Genomic DNA, 13893 nt, shown 5'->3' with positions numbered 1-13893 from the left:
TCTTTTAAAAATAAAAAGAGGCAAAGACCTAGTCCTGCCCATTATTTTCTTATCTACTTGATAATACCGTCAATGCTAAGGCAATGGCTAGCCAGAAAAAGACTAAAATCCCTGTCAAACGCTGCATTACAGCTTCAAAACCGCGTGCTTTACTACGTTCAAACAAATCACCTGAGCTGGCATCAAATACATTGCTGGATTGGTTTTTGGTTGGTTGCATGAAAATCGCAATCACAATCACAACAGATAATACTAATAAAATGGTTAATAATAGGTTATACATATCAAACTCCTTAAAATCCTTATTATTTTACCATAAAATCTACTTAGATTCAAGATGTAGGGTTACTTTTCTTTCCTTGGGACAATACTTTAAAACCTCGATCTTGTCTGGATGGGTTTTTGAATTTTTACTAGTTAGGTAATTGATACTGCCACAAGAGGAGCATTTGAGATTAATTTTTACTCGCACTAGATTTCCTTTACTTTTAATAATGTTCGAAATTGAAGCAGGTTAAAGAGACAACTAAAGGCAACACAAAGGCTTGTCGCATAAAAGACTGCATGGTAGCCAAATTGACCTGCTACTGCAGAACCTGCCATGGGACCAACGACACCTCCCAGATAAAAGAATACCTGATTGAAGGCAAAGATCCTCGAAATACCGGCTTTGGGTGTCATCTTACTGAGAAGGGCATTAACTCCGGGAATCAAGGCACCGGTTCCCAAGCCAAAGAGGAAACGATAGAGTCCTAGTTGAAGGGGGCTTGAGGCATTGGCACAGAGGAGATAGATGATGACTGAATAAAACTGGGCTACAACTAAGAGGCGATGATTACCCACTTTATCACCTAGCTTGCCCATGACTCCTGCACTCATCATACTGGAAAAGCCCATACTGGATACAATCAAACCAGACACAAAGAGAAGATTCTCTGTCTGGCCTAAGTCGCGCACATAAAGAGCCAAAATAGGGCCGATTGATTGGGCTGAAAATTGGATGACAAAACTGGTCAAAAAGAGGTTGACCAAGAGATAGGGATATTTAACTGATGTAAATAATTCCTTTGTTGGGATGGCCTTTTCCTTGGCTACTGGTTGAAAATTTTCCTTAATAAATAAAATAGTTAAAACAGCAGCTAAAAATAGCAAACTACCAACCAGTAAGAAAACAGTACGAATGCCAAATAATTCTGCGATAAAGCCACCAATAAAAGGACCAGTTAGAGTACCTGCAACTACGCCTGTAGACAAAGTACCGAGAACAGAGCCTGATTTCTCCTTGGGAACCTGACTGGCTATCAAGGCCGTTGCATTGGGAACAAAACCCGCAAATACACCGTTTAGTAAACGAAGAAAGATTAACCAATAGATATTTGGGACAAAGGCTAAGCCTCCCATAGTGATAGTCATGGCCAGACCTGCCCGAATCATCATGGGTTTTCGACCGTATTTATCAGCAAGGATACCCCAGATAGGAGAAAAGAGCGCTGCGGAGATAGCAGAGACAGAAATAGCTAATCCTGCATAAAAAGCTACTTGCTCACTCCCTACACCTAGATTTTCCACAAAGATGGGCATAAAAGGCACAACCAAAGAAATACTGGCTCCTGTCAGAAAATTACCAAACCAGGCAATGCGCAAATTATCCTTCCAGTTAATCTCTGTCATCTTGCTTACCTCCCTCGAGAAGCATAAGCACTTGAGTAAGAAGCTGTTCCTGATTTCCATTGTTGTCTAGAATATAGCTGGCCAAATCTTTCTTTTCTTCTAAAGGCCACTGGGCTGTCAGACGAGATTCAGCGCCATCTTTGGACAAGTGGTCTCTTTTCATTAAACGTTCTACTTGGATACCTCGATCCACATAGACCAACCAAGTCTCATCAAACCAAACGCTGTAGTCCTGCTCAAAAAGCAGGGGAATATCCATGAAAAAGATAGCTTCTGTCTGAACCAACTTGTCTCTCGAAGTAGCCAGTTCTTCACGGATAATCTCTCCTTGAGTTAACCTAGACCATTCACGTTCTTGAGGATTTGAAAAGATGAGACTAGCTAGGAGAGGGCGATTGAGTTCTCCATTTTCAAGGATGATTTTTTGATCAAAGTGCTGGACTAGAGCCTCAAATAGACGACCACCTGGTTTCTGTAGTTGGTGGACGACTGCGTCAGCATCCACCACTTGAAAACCTTGCTCTCTTAGAAAATTTGTCACAGTTGACTTACCCGAGGCAATTCCTCCTGTGATTCCGATGATTTTTCCCATTAGCCCCTCCTTTGACAGTTTGGACAAAAGTGGGTACCTCGTCCGCCTAGTTGGATTTTTTCAATCAGAGTGCCACAGCGTGAACACTCTTTACCAGTCTTATCATAGACCTGATGAAAATCCTGCATGGTTCCATCTTCCCCAAAGGCATTGGTATAAGTCCGAATGGTCGAGCCACCTTTTTCAACAGCCTGTCCCAAAACAGCAATGGTCTGGTCACGAATGGCAGTCATTTCTTCTGCTGTCAAAGTCTGGGAAGGTCTAGCTGGATAAACCTGAGCTCGCCAGAGAACCTCATCCACATAGATATTGCCAAGTCCAGCTACCAAGGTCTGGTCTAGGAGATGGGATTTGATAGGCTTTTTGGACTTGGCAAGGGCAGTTTGAAAGGCCTGCAAATCAAAGTCCTGCTCTCTTGGCTCAGGACCTAGTTTTTTAGAAATAAAGTAGGCATCCAAAAGATCAGGCGCCAAGAGTTCCATAGTACCAAACTTGCGTACATCCTCATAAACAAGCGTTCCACCGTCCTCAAACTGGAAGAAAACATGGGCGTGCTTGCGTTCAGGAACCTGGTCTGGATAGTAAAAATACTTGCCCTCCATCCGCAAATGGGAAATCAAGACCTTATCTGTCAGGTAAAAAAGCAAATATTTGCCACGACGTCCCATTGACTCAACAATCTGACCAGGCACTTCCTTTCGAAACTCGTCCAAATCCGTCTTAATCATCTTGGGATAGCGAATTTCTATACTCGAAATCTTCTTACCCAAAATCAATTTTTCTAAGCCACGACGAACGGTTTCAACCTCAGGTAATTCAGGCATAAGTCCTCCTTCTGTAAAAACAAGAAGCAGGCATGAGCCCACCTCTACTTAGTATTCTTTTTCATTATAGCCAAAGTCAGCTAAATCTAGCTTTTTATCGCGCCAGTTTTTCTTGACCTTGACCCAGGTTTCTAGGAAGACCTTGTCCCCTAGCATAAGTTCGATATCACGACGGGCCATGCTACCGATTTTCTTAAGCATAGCACCACCTTTACCGATGATAATCCCTTTCTGACTATCGCGCTCGACCATGATAGTTGCTCGAATATGAACCTTGTCTGTCTCTTCATCTCGTTTCATAGAGTCAACAACTACTGCGACAGAATGCGGAATCTCTTCACGAGTTAGGTGTAAGACTTTCTCACGAATCATTTCTGATACTAAGAAGCGCTCTGGATGGTCTGTGATTTGATCAGCTGGGAAATACTGGAATCCTTCGTCCAGATTTTCACTCAAAATATCCACTAGACGAGACACGTTATTCCCCTGAAGGGCTGAGATTGGAACGATTTCCTTAAAGTCCATTTGATTACGGAAATCATCAATCTGAGACAAAAGCTGGTCTGGGTGAACCTTATCAATCTTATTCACCACCAAAATCACTGGAACCTTGGCAGCCTTGAGGCGTTCGATAATCATATCGTCCCCTTTGCCACGCGCTTCATCAGCAGGCACCATAAAAAGAACGGTATCCACTTCGCGAAGGGTGCTGTAGGCGGATTCAACCATGAAATCTCCAAGGGCCGTTTTAGGCTTGTGAATCCCTGGCGTATCAATAAAGACGATTTGCTCCTTATCAGTCGTGTAAATTCCCATAATTTTGTTGCGCGTTGTCTGCGCCTTGTCACTCATAATGGCAATCTTTTGCCCCATGACGTGATTTAAAAAGGTTGACTTCCCAACGTTGGGACGTCCTAAAATGGCTACAAAGCCTGATTTAAAAGTCATAATTTCCTCTTACTGTTTAAAATAATAAATCCCAGATTCGTGGGAGAAAAATCAATGCGCCTGTTAAGGCTGCGAAAAGAGAGACCACTAATACCGCGCCAGCCGCCATATCCTTGGCATTTTTAGCCAGCATAGAAAAGTGATAGTGACTGGCCAAATCCACCACATTTTCAATAGAAGAGTTGATAATCTCAAAGGCTACTACCAAGAAAATGCTCAATAGGAGAAAGAGCCATTCGATTCGTGACACCTGAAAAACTAAACCTGCAAGAATGACTACAAGAGCCGTCACTGCATGTTTTCGCATATTGCGTTCTTCCTTGATTGCAGTAAAAATTCCTGTGAGAGCAAATTCTAAACTAGATATCAGGTCACGATTTTTCCATTTTCGTTTATTGTCTTGTGAGTCCATAGGCTGTCAAAATTTCTTCTTGTAAACCGAACATCTCCGCTTCTTCTTCTGGAGTGTAGTGATCATAGCCATTGATATGTAAAAAGCCGTGTACTGCCAAGAAGCCCATCTCACGCTCAAAGCTGTGACCATATTCCTCAGCCTGCTCATGAGCCTTATCTATAGAGATGAAAAGTTCCCCAATATAGGCATCAAACTCAGACATCATCTCTGCCAATTCTGGATTTTCAAGCAAATCCTCTTCGTCAAAGGCAATTTCCAACTCTGGCTTATACTCAAGGCTGATAACATCTGTCGGACGGTCTGTGTCACGGTACTCCAGATTGAGTTCATGACTACGCTCGTTGGTCACAAAGGTGACTGCCATCTCCTTGTCTTCTTTTCCTAATTTTTGGGCTGCAAATTCCAAAATTTCTTGGGTTTGTTGCAACATTTCTTTTGAAACTTGACCAGTTTCATCTACCATTTCAATATACATGTGCTTCTCGTTTCTCTTTACTTGGCTTTATTATACCACATTTCCATGATTTTATTCTACCTTTTTGATATAATACTATGGAATACAATCACAAGGAGAGAACGATGTCATTTGACGGATTTTTTTTACACCACATGGTTGAGGAATTGCGCAGAGAGTTAGTGAATGGACGCATTCAGAAAATCAATCAGCCTTTTGAACAAGAGTTGGTCTTGCAAATCCGCAGCAATCGCCAAAGCCATCGCCTGCTCCTTTCTGCCCATCCTGTTTTTGGACGCATTCAGCTGACCCAAACAACTTTTGAAAACCCAGCCCAGCCTTCTACCTTTATCATGGTTTTAAGAAAGTATTTGCAGGGTGCCTTAATTGAGTCTATTGAGCAAGTTGAAAATGACCGTATTGTGGAAATGACAGTTTCCAATAAAAACGAGATTGGAGACCATATTCAGGCTACCTTGATTATCGAAATCATGGGCAAACACAGTAATATTCTACTGGTTGATAAAAGCAGTCATAAAATCCTCGAAGTTATCAAACATGTTGGCTTTTCACAAAATAGCTACCGTACCTTGCTTCCTGGATCGACCTATATCGCTCCGCCAAGCACGGAATCACTCAATCCTTTCACCATCAAGGATGAAAAGCTCTTTGAAATCCTGCAAACACAGGAAACGACAGCTAAAAACCTTCAAAGCCTCTTTCAAGGTCTGGGACGTGATACGGCAAATGAATTGGAAAACATTCTGGTTAGTGATAAACTATCTACTTTCCGAAACTTTTTCAATCAAGAAACCAAACCATGCTTGACTGAGACTTCCTTCAGCCCAGTTCCTTTTGCAAATCAGGTGGGAGAGCCTTTTGCCAGTCTTTCTAATTTGTTGGACACCTACTATAAGGATAAGGCTGAGCGCGACCGCGTCAAACAGCAAGCCAGTGAACTGATTCGTCGTGTTGAAAATGAACTTCAGAAAAACCGCCACAAACTCAAAAAACAGGAAAAAGAATTACTAGCGACAGACAATGCTGAAGAATTTCGCCAAAAAGGGGAATTGCTAACAACCTTCCTCCATCAAGTGCCTAATGACCAAGATCAGGTTATCCTAGACAACTACTATACCAACCTACCTATCACGATTGCGCTTAATAAGGCCTTGACTCCCAACCAAAATGCCCAACGCTATTTTAAACGGTATCAGAAACTCAAAGAAGCTGTCAAATACTTGACTGATCTGATTGAGGAAACCAAGGTAACCATTCTCTATCTGGAAAGTGTGGAAACTGTTCTCAACCAAGCTGGACTGGAAGAAATCGCTGAAATTCGTGAAGAATTGATCCAAACAGGTTTTATCCGTAGAAGACAACGGGAGAAAATCCAGAAACGCAAAAAACCAGAACAATATCTAGCAAGCGATGGCAAAACTATCATCTATGTCGGCCGCAATAATCTACAAAATGAGGAGCTAACCTTTAAAATGGCCCGCAAGGAGGAACTTTGGTTCCATGCCAAGGATATTCCTGGAAGCCATGTTGTCATCTCAGGCAATCTTGACCCATCTGATGAAGTCAAGACAGACGCAGCAGAGTTGGCTGCCTACTTCTCTCAAGGTCGCCTGTCAAATCTGGTTCAGGTAGATATGATTGAAGTCAAGAAACTCAACAAACCAACTGGTGGAAAACCTGGTTTTGTAACCTACACAGGACAAAAGACCCTCCGAGTTACACCAGACCCCAAAAAAATCTCATCCATGAAAAAATCCTGATTCGACTTGAAATCAGGATTTTTAGCTTATACTCTTCGAAAATCAAATTCAAACCACGTCAACGTCGCCTTGCCGTACTCAAGTACAGCCTACGGCTAGTTTCCTAGTTTGCTCTTTGATTTTCATTGAGTATTATACTCAAATCATATCCAATTATAGGACTAATCTTTGCCACCTAGTTTCTCATTGATTTTCATCATCACACTAGCAATTTTTTCGCCCCAATAAGGGTCTGAGGCATATTCCACATTCATACCAGACGCCTTGTTTCCAAGGAAAGTTCTGCCCCTATCGATATAATTTTCCTTAATCCACTTGGTTGCACCTAAAATTCCCTTATCCACATCATCAAATGTCTTGGCAGAAAGGTAAGGAGTCGTATCATAGGCTGTAATTCCAAAGAAATTATTCTTATCTTTGGCAATCTTGCTACGTCCCCAGTCGCTTTCTAAGGCACTATGAGCAAGGAGATAGAGGGCATTGATATGGTAATGTTCTTCGGCTTCCTTAAAGGTAGCTCCCTTATTTTCCAGGAGGCTATTGTCAATATTTAACAGACTAAATACCTTATCCAAGTCTTCAGCACTATAGTTTGTAGCCTCTGTCAAATCTTTGAAAAGGAAGGGATTTTCAAGGTTAAAACCATCAAAATGCAGCCCATCTGCCGAATAATATTTCTTGCCTACTTCCATATCAGAAAGATGAGCAGCTACTGGGATACTAGCATTCTGAGCCACATAGTGATAAAAACGATGTCCATCACTCTCATAATAAGGGATAAAATCCTTGCTGGCATCTAGTGCTTGTAAATCTTCTGTTTTCATATAGCCTGACAAACCAGAAACAGTAATAGCCAAGCGCTTGTCATCACTTTTTCTATCCTTATCTAGCCAAACAACACTACCTTGCGATATATAGGAGAGCTTTTCACCATCTGCATTGTAGACATTTGCTGTGACAGGCACTACTTGATAATAAGCAGCATTTTCATTTGTAGCTTTTTCTCCAAGCCACTTTCCATCGCTTCCTAGCTGATGACCATCAATAGTCTCGTTTTTTGCCATGTAACCACCAGATTTGAAGTAGTACCAGGCTTGACTATGAGAATCATATACCCATTCTTTCTCAGCCATTTTGCCATCAGATTTGAGATAAAACCATGATTCCTTATCCAAAATCCATTCATTGGCCGCCATATAGCCACCAGATTTTAGATAATAATAGTGACCATTTTCGAAAATCCATTCTTTATCAGCATGATTTCCATTTTCTTTGATATAAAACCAAGATTGGTATTGTTTATCAAAAAGCCAACCTTGTTGTACTTTAGCTCCACTAGCATTCACATAAGCCTGCTCAATCCACTGACTTGTCAGTAAATAACCACCAGATTTGAAATAATAGTCCTTGCCCTTAATTTGTAGCCATTCTTTCTCTGCGTGTTGTCCATCTGCTTTGATATAAAACCAAGCATCATATTGAGAATCATATACCCAATCTTCTATTACCTTGGCACCTGTAGCACCGACATAGGAAGCTCCTAGCCAAGCATTTCTTTTCATCTTTCCATCTTGGTCAAGATAATAGAGGACTCCCTTGTCTTCTATCCATTCTGACTTGGCCATATAGCCACCAGATTTGAGGTAAAAATAGTCGTCACCTTGCTTTAGCCATTCATTCTCAGCATAGTTGGCATCTTCTTTTATATAAAACCAAGATTGATAGTGAGCATCAAAAACCCACTCATTAGCTGCTTGACTCCCATCTGCTTTCAGGTATTGTTTTCCTTGCCAAGTACCATCACTAGCCATTGCACTCTCTGGTCTGGCTAAGAAAAATAGGAGAGCTAAAAAAATAAATCTCAATTTCTTCATAAACTTTCTTCCTCTGTTCTTTCCATTTTATTCTATCAAAATTCTCTATAATCAACATTACAAACTGATAAAAAATCAAGAACAGATTGATTGCAGTTTACATCAGAGACTCTTTTACTTCCTTGCGGAAATTTTCTAGACTGCTGATACCATATTTATCCATAACATTTGGTAAATTTTCGATGATATCAGGACAGGCATATGGATTGGTAAAGTTGGCTGTTCCAACTCCAATAGCCGATGCTCCAGCCAGATACATTTCTAGGGCAGCTTCTGCCGAATCCACTCCCCCCATTCCAATGATAGGCAGGTCTGTAGTTTGGGCGACTTGGCGGATGAGTTTGAGGGCTACTGGAAAAACTGCTGGACCAGACATCCCACCTGTTCCATTAGCCAAGATTGGTTTTCTGGTTTTGAGGTTAAAGCGCATACCGACAAGGGTATTAATCATGGTTAAGCCACTTGCTCCCGCATCTTCTGCAGCTTTTGCGACAGTGACGATATCGGTCACACTAGGGGTTAATTTGACATAAACTGGCACATCAGAGGCTTCCACAGCTGCTTTCACCACATCATAAGCCAAATCTGGATCTTGACCAATCAAAAGTCCGTGATTACAGTGGTCAACATTGGGGCAAGAAATATTGAGCTCAATAGCCTTCACATTAGCTGCCTTGGAAATACCATGAGAAACAGCCGCATACTCTTGTTTTGAAAAACCAGCTACATTGGCGATAATGGGAAGATTTGGATATTCTCTTTCCAGCCACGGTAGCTTTTCAGCCAAAACAACTTCCAAACCAGGATTTTGCAAACCGATTGCATTGAGCATGCCAGCAGGTGTTTCTGCCACCCTTGGAGTTGGATTGCCAAAGCGTGGTTCAAGGGTTGTCGCCTTGATCATAATAGAACCTAAAAGGTCTAAATCATAGTACTTGGCATACTCTTGACCAAAACCAAAACAGCCTGATGCTGGAATAATCGGATTTTTCAAATCCAAACCAGGTAGAGAAACTTGTAAACGATTTGAAGTCATGATTTTCTCCTTATAATACAACTGTTCCTGTGCGGAAAACAGGGCCATCTTCACAAACGCGTTGGCTGACCGTCTCACTTTCTGGCACTTTTAGGACGCAGGCATAGCAAGCCCCCATCCCACAAGCCATACGAGATTCTAGAGATAGATAGGCTCTTGGATGGTCATAAAAGGTTTGATTGATATACTTCATCATTCCAGGCGCCCCACATGAGTAAACAGCATCAAACTGACTGTCTAAATCCTTGATGACAACAGACACATTTCCTTCAATGCCATATGAACCATCATCTGTCGTTACAAAGACTTGACCATATTGGGCTAATTCCTTTTCAAGGATAACAGCATCCTTGTTAGCAAAACCGAGCACAGTCACTACTTTCACACCACGCGCATGCAATTCCTTGGCCACCTCAAGCAAGGGAGGAACACCAATTCCCCCACCAACAAGGAGAACCTGGCTCTGCTCATCAAGGTCAGACAAGTCAAAACCATTCCCCTGAGGACCCATCACATCAAGAGTGTCTCCCTGACTTAAGGTTGAAAAAATAGCGGTTCCAGCCCCTTCAATCCGATAAATAAGGCGACACTGCTTGTTAGACTTATCAATAGACGAAATTGAAATAGGACGGCGCAAGAGATGGGCATCATCAGGCACACGCAGATGAAGAAATTGGCCTGCTCGCATGGCTTCAACCATTTCCCCCTCTAGGACTAATTCAAAGATTGCTGGCGCGATTTCCTCCTGTGCAACCACCTTCATGGTTTCCAAACGAATTGCACCCAAACGTTTCTTACATGTGGGATTCATGACTTTTCCTCCTTAAATTTTAAGGGAACCAGACAAAGAAAAGACCTTGCTAGTGCAAGGCCTCAGTTAAAATCGTACAAGACAAGAGAGCACACTCAAAAAGTCTCCTCTAGAAAATTGTACTATTCTTTTATCTGACACCTTGTGAGTCTCTCTGGACTCCCCTTAAAGGTTAAATTTTTACTAGTATACTCCTTTCAGCAAAAAAAAGTCAAGTAGAAAACGAACATTCTACTTGACCTCACGAGATTATTTTTCACGCGTAACTTCTCAAAGTAACTTCCATCTCTCTCCCAAAACTGGAAGTTAGTCTCAGACGATGAATTATGCTAGAATTAAGTCTGAGACTTTTCGTGAGGAGGTACCTCATGACGAAAAAACAAAAACATCTCACTCTAGAAGACCGTATTGACATCCAAACTGGAATCAGCCAACAGGAGACTTTCCGTTCCATCGCTGAGAAGATGGGGAAAGACCCGTCAACGATTTCAAAGGAAATCAAGCGCAATCGCATCATGCATCCAACATCCGTCAAATCTGATTGCACGGATTGCCCTCTTCTCAAAAAAGCTCCTTATGTCTGTAACAACTGTCCAAAAAAGAGGACGGATTGTGGGTTTAACCGCTATCTTTACTACGCGAAAAAGGCACAGGAGCAGTACGAGACTATGTTGAGGGAATCCAGACAGGGAATTCCCCTAAACAAGGAAAGTTTTTATCAGATGGACAAGGTCTTAACCCAAGGCATCCAGAAGAAACAAAGCATCTACCATATCATTCAGACACATAACCTACCTGTGTCGAAAGCTACGGTGTATCGGCATGCCAAGCTGGGCTATCTGACAGCCAAGCCCATTGATTTCCCTCGGATGGTCACGTTCAAGGAACGCAGAAAATCCAGAAAAGTAGCTATTCCTAAAGAGCTGAAAATTGGGCGGACCTATCAAGATTTCCAAGAGTTACGAGAAACAGATGATTTCTTCAAATGGTTGGAAATGGACACGGTCATCGGCAGACCTGGTGGAAAGCTACTGCTCACCTTCAACGTTTCCTTCTGCAACTTCCTCTTCGCCCTGCTTTTGAACAACAAGACCGCTCTGGAGGTCGCCACTAAATTCGCAGCTTTGAAAGAAAGAGTCATGGACGGAGGGTGTGCGTTCCATCAGCTGTTCCCTGTCATTCTCACAGACAACGGATCTGAGTTCGCCTATGTGGAGGAGCTTGAGCGAGACATTGATGGGAAGTCTCACCTCTACTTCTGCGACCCTAGCCGTCCTGACCAGAAGGGGCGGATTGAGAAGAACCATACGGTTTTGCGAGCCATTCTTCCCAAGGGCACTTCCTTTGACCAGCTGACTCAGAAAGACGTCAATCTAGTCATTTCCCATGTCAATTCCTTGAAACGAGAAGAGTTTCAAGGAAAATCTGCTTACGACATCTTCACCTTCACCTTTGGCGAGGACATCGCTGCTCTTCTGGGTTGCCAATTTGTCAAACCAGAAGACACACACCTATCACCTGATTTATTGAAATAAAGGGAATTTTCCCCTCTAACTACACATCTTATCACCATCGAAAAGTCTCACACTAAACGCTAGCAACTGGAATTTACTCTAAGACGACTCTGTTTTAGGGCTATTTGTCGTGCACTTTTTTCTGAGTCTTTTCGCTTTTGAACCCTTATATATCAAGAAAAAGAAAACCAGTGGAAGTTAGTCTAAGACGGATTTCCACTGATTTCACGCGTTTTTCTCATACTAAAAGCTAGGTTGTGGGAAACTGGAAGTTAGTTTTAGAAGTTACCATTATTTTTCACGAATGACTTCAACCTTGTAGCCATCAGGGTCTTTGACAAAGTAATAGTTAGGTGCAGTTCCTGGTAGACCATTTGGCTCAGTCACTTCATATCCTTTTGCACTATGCTCTTGATGAAGTGCCTCAAGATCAGGTGTACTGAGGGCGATATGGGCAAAGCCATCTCCAACCACATACGGACCGTGATCGTAGTTATAAGTCAACTCCAACTCATAGTCATCACCCTCAAGACCTAGATAGACAATCGTGAAGGCATGGTCTGGAAAATCTCTGCGACGCAATTCTTTAAATCCAAAAGCATCTTGATAAAATGCAATTGATTTTTCAAGATTTTCTACTCGCAAGCAAGTATGTAGCATTTTTGAAGCCATATTTTTCTCCTTTATTTTTAAAAAGACTGGTACAATCCTGTTCCAGTCTTATCTGTTATTATTTACCAAGTTTTGCTTTAGCTGCATCTGCAAGAGCTGTGAAAGCTGCTGCATCGTTAACAGCCAAGTCAGCAAGCATTTTACGGTTAACTTCGATCTCAGCCAATTTCAAACCATGCATCAATTGTGAGTATGAAAGTCCGTTCATACGAGCTGCCGCGTTGATACGAGTGATCCACAGTTTGCGGAAGTCACGTTTTTTCTGACGACGGTCACGGTATGCATAGTAGTAAGAGTTCATTACTTGTTCTTTTGCAGTACGGAACAAGATGTGTTTAGCTCCATAGTAACCTTTTGCTAATTTAAGAATACGTTTACGACGTTTGCGTGATACAACGCCACCTTTAACACGTGCCATGTTTTATTTCCTCCAAATATTTCCTAGAATTGTTTACTTACAGTCAAGCTATTATTTCAAGCGAGTAAGCATTGCTTTGATACGTTTGTAATCTCCTGAATGCACCATAGATGCTTTACGAAGATGACGACGTTGTTTCTTAGTTTTTCCGTGGAAACGGTGAGAAGTGTAAGCACGAAAACGTTTAAGTCCACCAGAACCTGTACGTTTGAAACGTTTAGCTGATGCGCGGTGTGTTTTTTGTTTTGGCATGATTTTTTCTCCTTTATTTAACTTTCTGACAATTATTTTTTGTCAGTCGCTGGCGCCAATTGCATGAACATTTGACGTCCATCCATTTTAGCACGTTGTTCGATGATGGCAATATCTTGAGTTGCTTCAGCAAACTCGGCTAAAACTTTTGCACCAATCTCTTTATGGGTAATCATACGACCCTTAAAGCGAATAGATACCTTAACTTTATTTCCTTTTTCAAGGAATTTGCGTGCATTGCGAAGTTTTGTATCAAAGTCACCCTTGTCAATAGTTGGACTTAGACGAACTTCTTTCACAGTAACAACACTTTGTTTTTTACGTTGTTCTTTTTGCTTCTTCTGGTACTCAAATTTGAACTTACCGTAGTCCATAATTTTTGCAACAGGCGGTTTGGCTTGGGGTTGAATCAATACTAGGTCAACATTAGCGTTATCAGCCAAAGCTTGCGCTTCACTGAGTGGCTTGATGCCTAGCTGTTCTCCTTCAAGACCAATCAAGCGAACTTCACGTACACGAATCTCATCATTGATGAATAAGTCTTGCTTTGCTATGGTTTTCACCTCTTTTGTTTTATTAGAGAAAAACAATAACGGACTCGTAATAATACAAGCCCGCACGTTATGATAGC

At 41.8% G+C, this 13893-nt stretch carries 17 protein-coding genes and 1 other annotated feature (1 of these 18 running past the window's edge); of the genes, 2 read left to right on the top strand and 15 right to left on the bottom strand.

What is annotated here, in order from left to right; all coding sequences use genetic code 11:
- Positions 1–49 precede the first annotated feature (49 nt).
- Genes secG through ybeY form a run of 8 tightly spaced genes read right to left on the bottom strand, consistent with a single transcriptional unit; the run spans position 50 to position 4925 of the window.
- Complete coding sequence (gene secG, locus SMI_RS04920) at positions 50–283, bottom strand: preprotein translocase subunit SecG (protein ID WP_000282517.1); 234 nt, start codon at positions 281–283, stop codon at positions 50–52.
- A 39-nt stretch (positions 284–322) separates the two neighbouring features.
- The gene (gene rpmG / locus SMI_RS04915) at positions 323–472 is read right to left on the bottom strand and encodes a 50S ribosomal protein L33 (RefSeq protein ID WP_001809104.1); all 150 of its coding nucleotides are present in this window, start codon (positions 470–472) and stop codon (positions 323–325) included.
- Entirely contained in the window at positions 472–1671 is a 1200-nt protein-coding gene (locus SMI_RS04910) for a multidrug efflux MFS transporter (protein WP_000136131.1), read from the bottom strand. Before SMI_RS04910 ends, rpmG begins: the two co-directional genes overlap by 1 nt.
- Complete coding sequence (gene coaE / locus SMI_RS04905) at positions 1658–2263, bottom strand: dephospho-CoA kinase (protein WP_000516169.1); 606 nt, start codon at positions 2261–2263, stop codon at positions 1658–1660. Before coaE ends, SMI_RS04910 begins: the two co-directional genes overlap by 14 nt.
- The gene (gene mutM / locus SMI_RS04900; RefSeq protein WP_001114617.1) at positions 2263–3087 is read right to left on the bottom strand and encodes a DNA-formamidopyrimidine glycosylase; all 825 of its coding nucleotides are present in this window, start codon (positions 3085–3087) and stop codon (positions 2263–2265) included. The genes coaE and mutM overlap by 1 nt, the downstream gene beginning before the upstream one ends.
- Before the next feature lie 48 nt (positions 3088–3135).
- Entirely contained in the window at positions 3136–4035 is a 900-nt protein-coding gene (era, locus tag SMI_RS04895) for a GTPase Era (RefSeq protein ID WP_000143256.1), read from the bottom strand.
- 16 nt (positions 4036–4051) lie between these two features.
- Positions 4052–4447, bottom strand: a complete 396-nt coding sequence (locus SMI_RS04890) for a diacylglycerol kinase family protein (protein ID WP_000378171.1) — start codon at positions 4445–4447, stop codon at positions 4052–4054.
- Positions 4428–4925 carry an rRNA maturation RNase YbeY gene (gene ybeY, locus SMI_RS04885; protein ID WP_000275156.1) on the bottom strand — a complete coding sequence of 166 codons (498 nt, stop codon included), beginning with the start codon at positions 4923–4925 and terminating at the stop codon, positions 4428–4430. Before ybeY ends, SMI_RS04890 begins: the two co-directional genes overlap by 20 nt.
- 104 nt (positions 4926–5029) lie before the next feature.
- Between ybeY and pavA the strand changes: the two genes are divergently transcribed.
- Positions 5030–6685 carry an Rqc2 family fibronectin-binding protein PavA gene (pavA, locus tag SMI_RS04880; RefSeq protein ID WP_000006748.1) on the top strand — a complete coding sequence of 552 codons (1656 nt, stop codon included), beginning with the start codon at positions 5030–5032 and terminating at the stop codon, positions 6683–6685.
- 161 nt (positions 6686–6846) lie between these two features.
- Here the strand turns inward: pavA and SMI_RS04875 are convergent, their stop codons facing one another.
- The 3 genes from SMI_RS04875 to SMI_RS04865 form a co-directional block, all read right to left on the bottom strand.
- Positions 6847–8559: a glucosaminidase domain-containing protein gene (locus SMI_RS04875; RefSeq protein WP_000736100.1), complete on the bottom strand. Its 1713-nt coding sequence runs from the start codon at positions 8557–8559 to the stop codon at positions 6847–6849.
- Positions 8560–8656: 97 nt separating this feature from the next.
- The gene (locus tag SMI_RS04870; protein ID WP_164925518.1) at positions 8657–9643 is read right to left on the bottom strand and encodes a dihydroorotate dehydrogenase; all 987 of its coding nucleotides are present in this window, start codon (positions 9641–9643) and stop codon (positions 8657–8659) included.
- Positions 9606–10406, bottom strand: coding sequence for a dihydroorotate dehydrogenase electron transfer subunit (locus SMI_RS04865; protein ID WP_001070078.1), 801 nt, complete (start codon positions 10404–10406; stop codon positions 9606–9608). The genes SMI_RS04870 and SMI_RS04865 overlap by 38 nt, the downstream gene beginning before the upstream one ends.
- 368 nt (positions 10407–10774) lie before the next feature.
- Here SMI_RS04865 and SMI_RS04860 point away from each other — a divergent pair, with 368 nt between their 5' ends.
- Complete coding sequence (locus SMI_RS04860) at positions 10775–11941, top strand: IS30-like element ISSmi1 family transposase (protein WP_000163009.1); 1167 nt, start codon at positions 10775–10777, stop codon at positions 11939–11941.
- A gap of 270 nt (positions 11942–12211) precedes the next feature.
- Here SMI_RS04860 and SMI_RS04855 read toward each other — a convergent pair whose 3' ends face one another.
- The 4 genes from SMI_RS04855 to infC are packed head-to-tail and all read right to left on the bottom strand — an operon-like array spanning position 12212 to position 13825.
- Positions 12212–12592, bottom strand: coding sequence for a VOC family protein (locus SMI_RS04855; protein WP_000157153.1), 381 nt, complete (start codon positions 12590–12592; stop codon positions 12212–12214).
- Between the two features lie 58 nt (positions 12593–12650).
- On the bottom strand, positions 12651–13010 hold the full coding sequence (gene rplT / locus SMI_RS04850; RefSeq protein ID WP_000124834.1) for a 50S ribosomal protein L20: 360 nt from the start codon (positions 13008–13010) through the stop codon (positions 12651–12653).
- Between the two features lie 51 nt (positions 13011–13061).
- Positions 13062–13262 (bottom strand): 50S ribosomal protein L35, encoded by a 201-nt coding sequence (gene rpmI, locus SMI_RS04845; protein ID WP_001125943.1) that lies wholly within the window; start codon positions 13260–13262, stop codon positions 13062–13064.
- Positions 13263–13294: 32 nt separating this feature from the next.
- The gene (gene infC / locus SMI_RS04840; protein WP_000848180.1) at positions 13295–13825 is read right to left on the bottom strand and encodes a translation initiation factor IF-3; all 531 of its coding nucleotides are present in this window, start codon (positions 13823–13825) and stop codon (positions 13295–13297) included.
- A 15-nt stretch (positions 13826–13840) separates the two neighbouring features.
- Positions 13841–13893 (bottom strand) — a sequence feature (ribosomal protein L20 leader region); it runs 79 nt beyond the window's last position.

The sequence above is a fragment of the Streptococcus mitis B6 genome, assembly GCF_000027165.1.
Lineage (GTDB): Bacteria > Bacillota > Bacilli > Lactobacillales > Streptococcaceae > Streptococcus > Streptococcus mitis_AR.
The sequence above is the reverse complement of the archived record's forward strand: the minus strand, read 5'-3'. Positions and strand labels throughout refer to the sequence as shown.

What these genes read in the sequence shown, in the direction of transcription:
- secG (WP_000282517.1), bottom strand. Translation starts at nt 283, where the DNA reads ATGTATAACCTATTATTAACCATTTTATTAGTATTATCTGTTGTGATT.
- SMI_RS04910 (WP_000136131.1), bottom strand. Translation starts at nt 1,671, where the DNA reads ATGACAGAGATTAACTGGAAGGATAATTTGCGCATTGCCTGGTTTGGT.
- coaE (WP_000516169.1), bottom strand. Translation starts at nt 2,263, where the DNA reads ATGGGAAAAATCATCGGAATCACAGGAGGAATTGCCTCGGGTAAGTCA.
- mutM (WP_001114617.1), bottom strand. Translation starts at nt 3,087, where the DNA reads ATGCCTGAATTACCTGAGGTTGAAACCGTTCGTCGTGGCTTAGAAAAA.
- era (WP_000143256.1), bottom strand. Translation starts at nt 4,035, where the DNA reads ATGACTTTTAAATCAGGCTTTGTAGCCATTTTAGGACGTCCCAACGTT.
- SMI_RS04890 (WP_000378171.1), bottom strand. Translation starts at nt 4,447, where the DNA reads ATGGACTCACAAGACAATAAACGAAAATGGAAAAATCGTGACCTGATA.
- ybeY (WP_000275156.1), bottom strand. Translation starts at nt 4,925, where the DNA reads ATGTATATTGAAATGGTAGATGAAACTGGTCAAGTTTCAAAAGAAATG.
- pavA (WP_000006748.1), top strand. Translation starts at nt 5,030, where the DNA reads ATGTCATTTGACGGATTTTTTTTACACCACATGGTTGAGGAATTGCGC.
- SMI_RS04875 (WP_000736100.1), bottom strand. Translation starts at nt 8,559, where the DNA reads ATGAAGAAATTGAGATTTATTTTTTTAGCTCTCCTATTTTTCTTAGCC.
- SMI_RS04870 (WP_164925518.1), bottom strand. Translation starts at nt 9,643, where the DNA reads ATGGCCCTGTTTTCCGCACAGGAACAGTTGTATTATAAGGAGAAAATC.
- SMI_RS04865 (WP_001070078.1), bottom strand. Translation starts at nt 10,406, where the DNA reads ATGAATCCCACATGTAAGAAACGTTTGGGTGCAATTCGTTTGGAAACC.
- SMI_RS04860 (WP_000163009.1), top strand. Translation starts at nt 10,775, where the DNA reads ATGACGAAAAAACAAAAACATCTCACTCTAGAAGACCGTATTGACATC.
- SMI_RS04855 (WP_000157153.1), bottom strand. Translation starts at nt 12,592, where the DNA reads ATGGCTTCAAAAATGCTACATACTTGCTTGCGAGTAGAAAATCTTGAA.
- rplT (WP_000124834.1), bottom strand. Translation starts at nt 13,010, where the DNA reads ATGGCACGTGTTAAAGGTGGCGTTGTATCACGCAAACGTCGTAAACGT.
- rpmI (WP_001125943.1), bottom strand. Translation starts at nt 13,262, where the DNA reads ATGCCAAAACAAAAAACACACCGCGCATCAGCTAAACGTTTCAAACGT.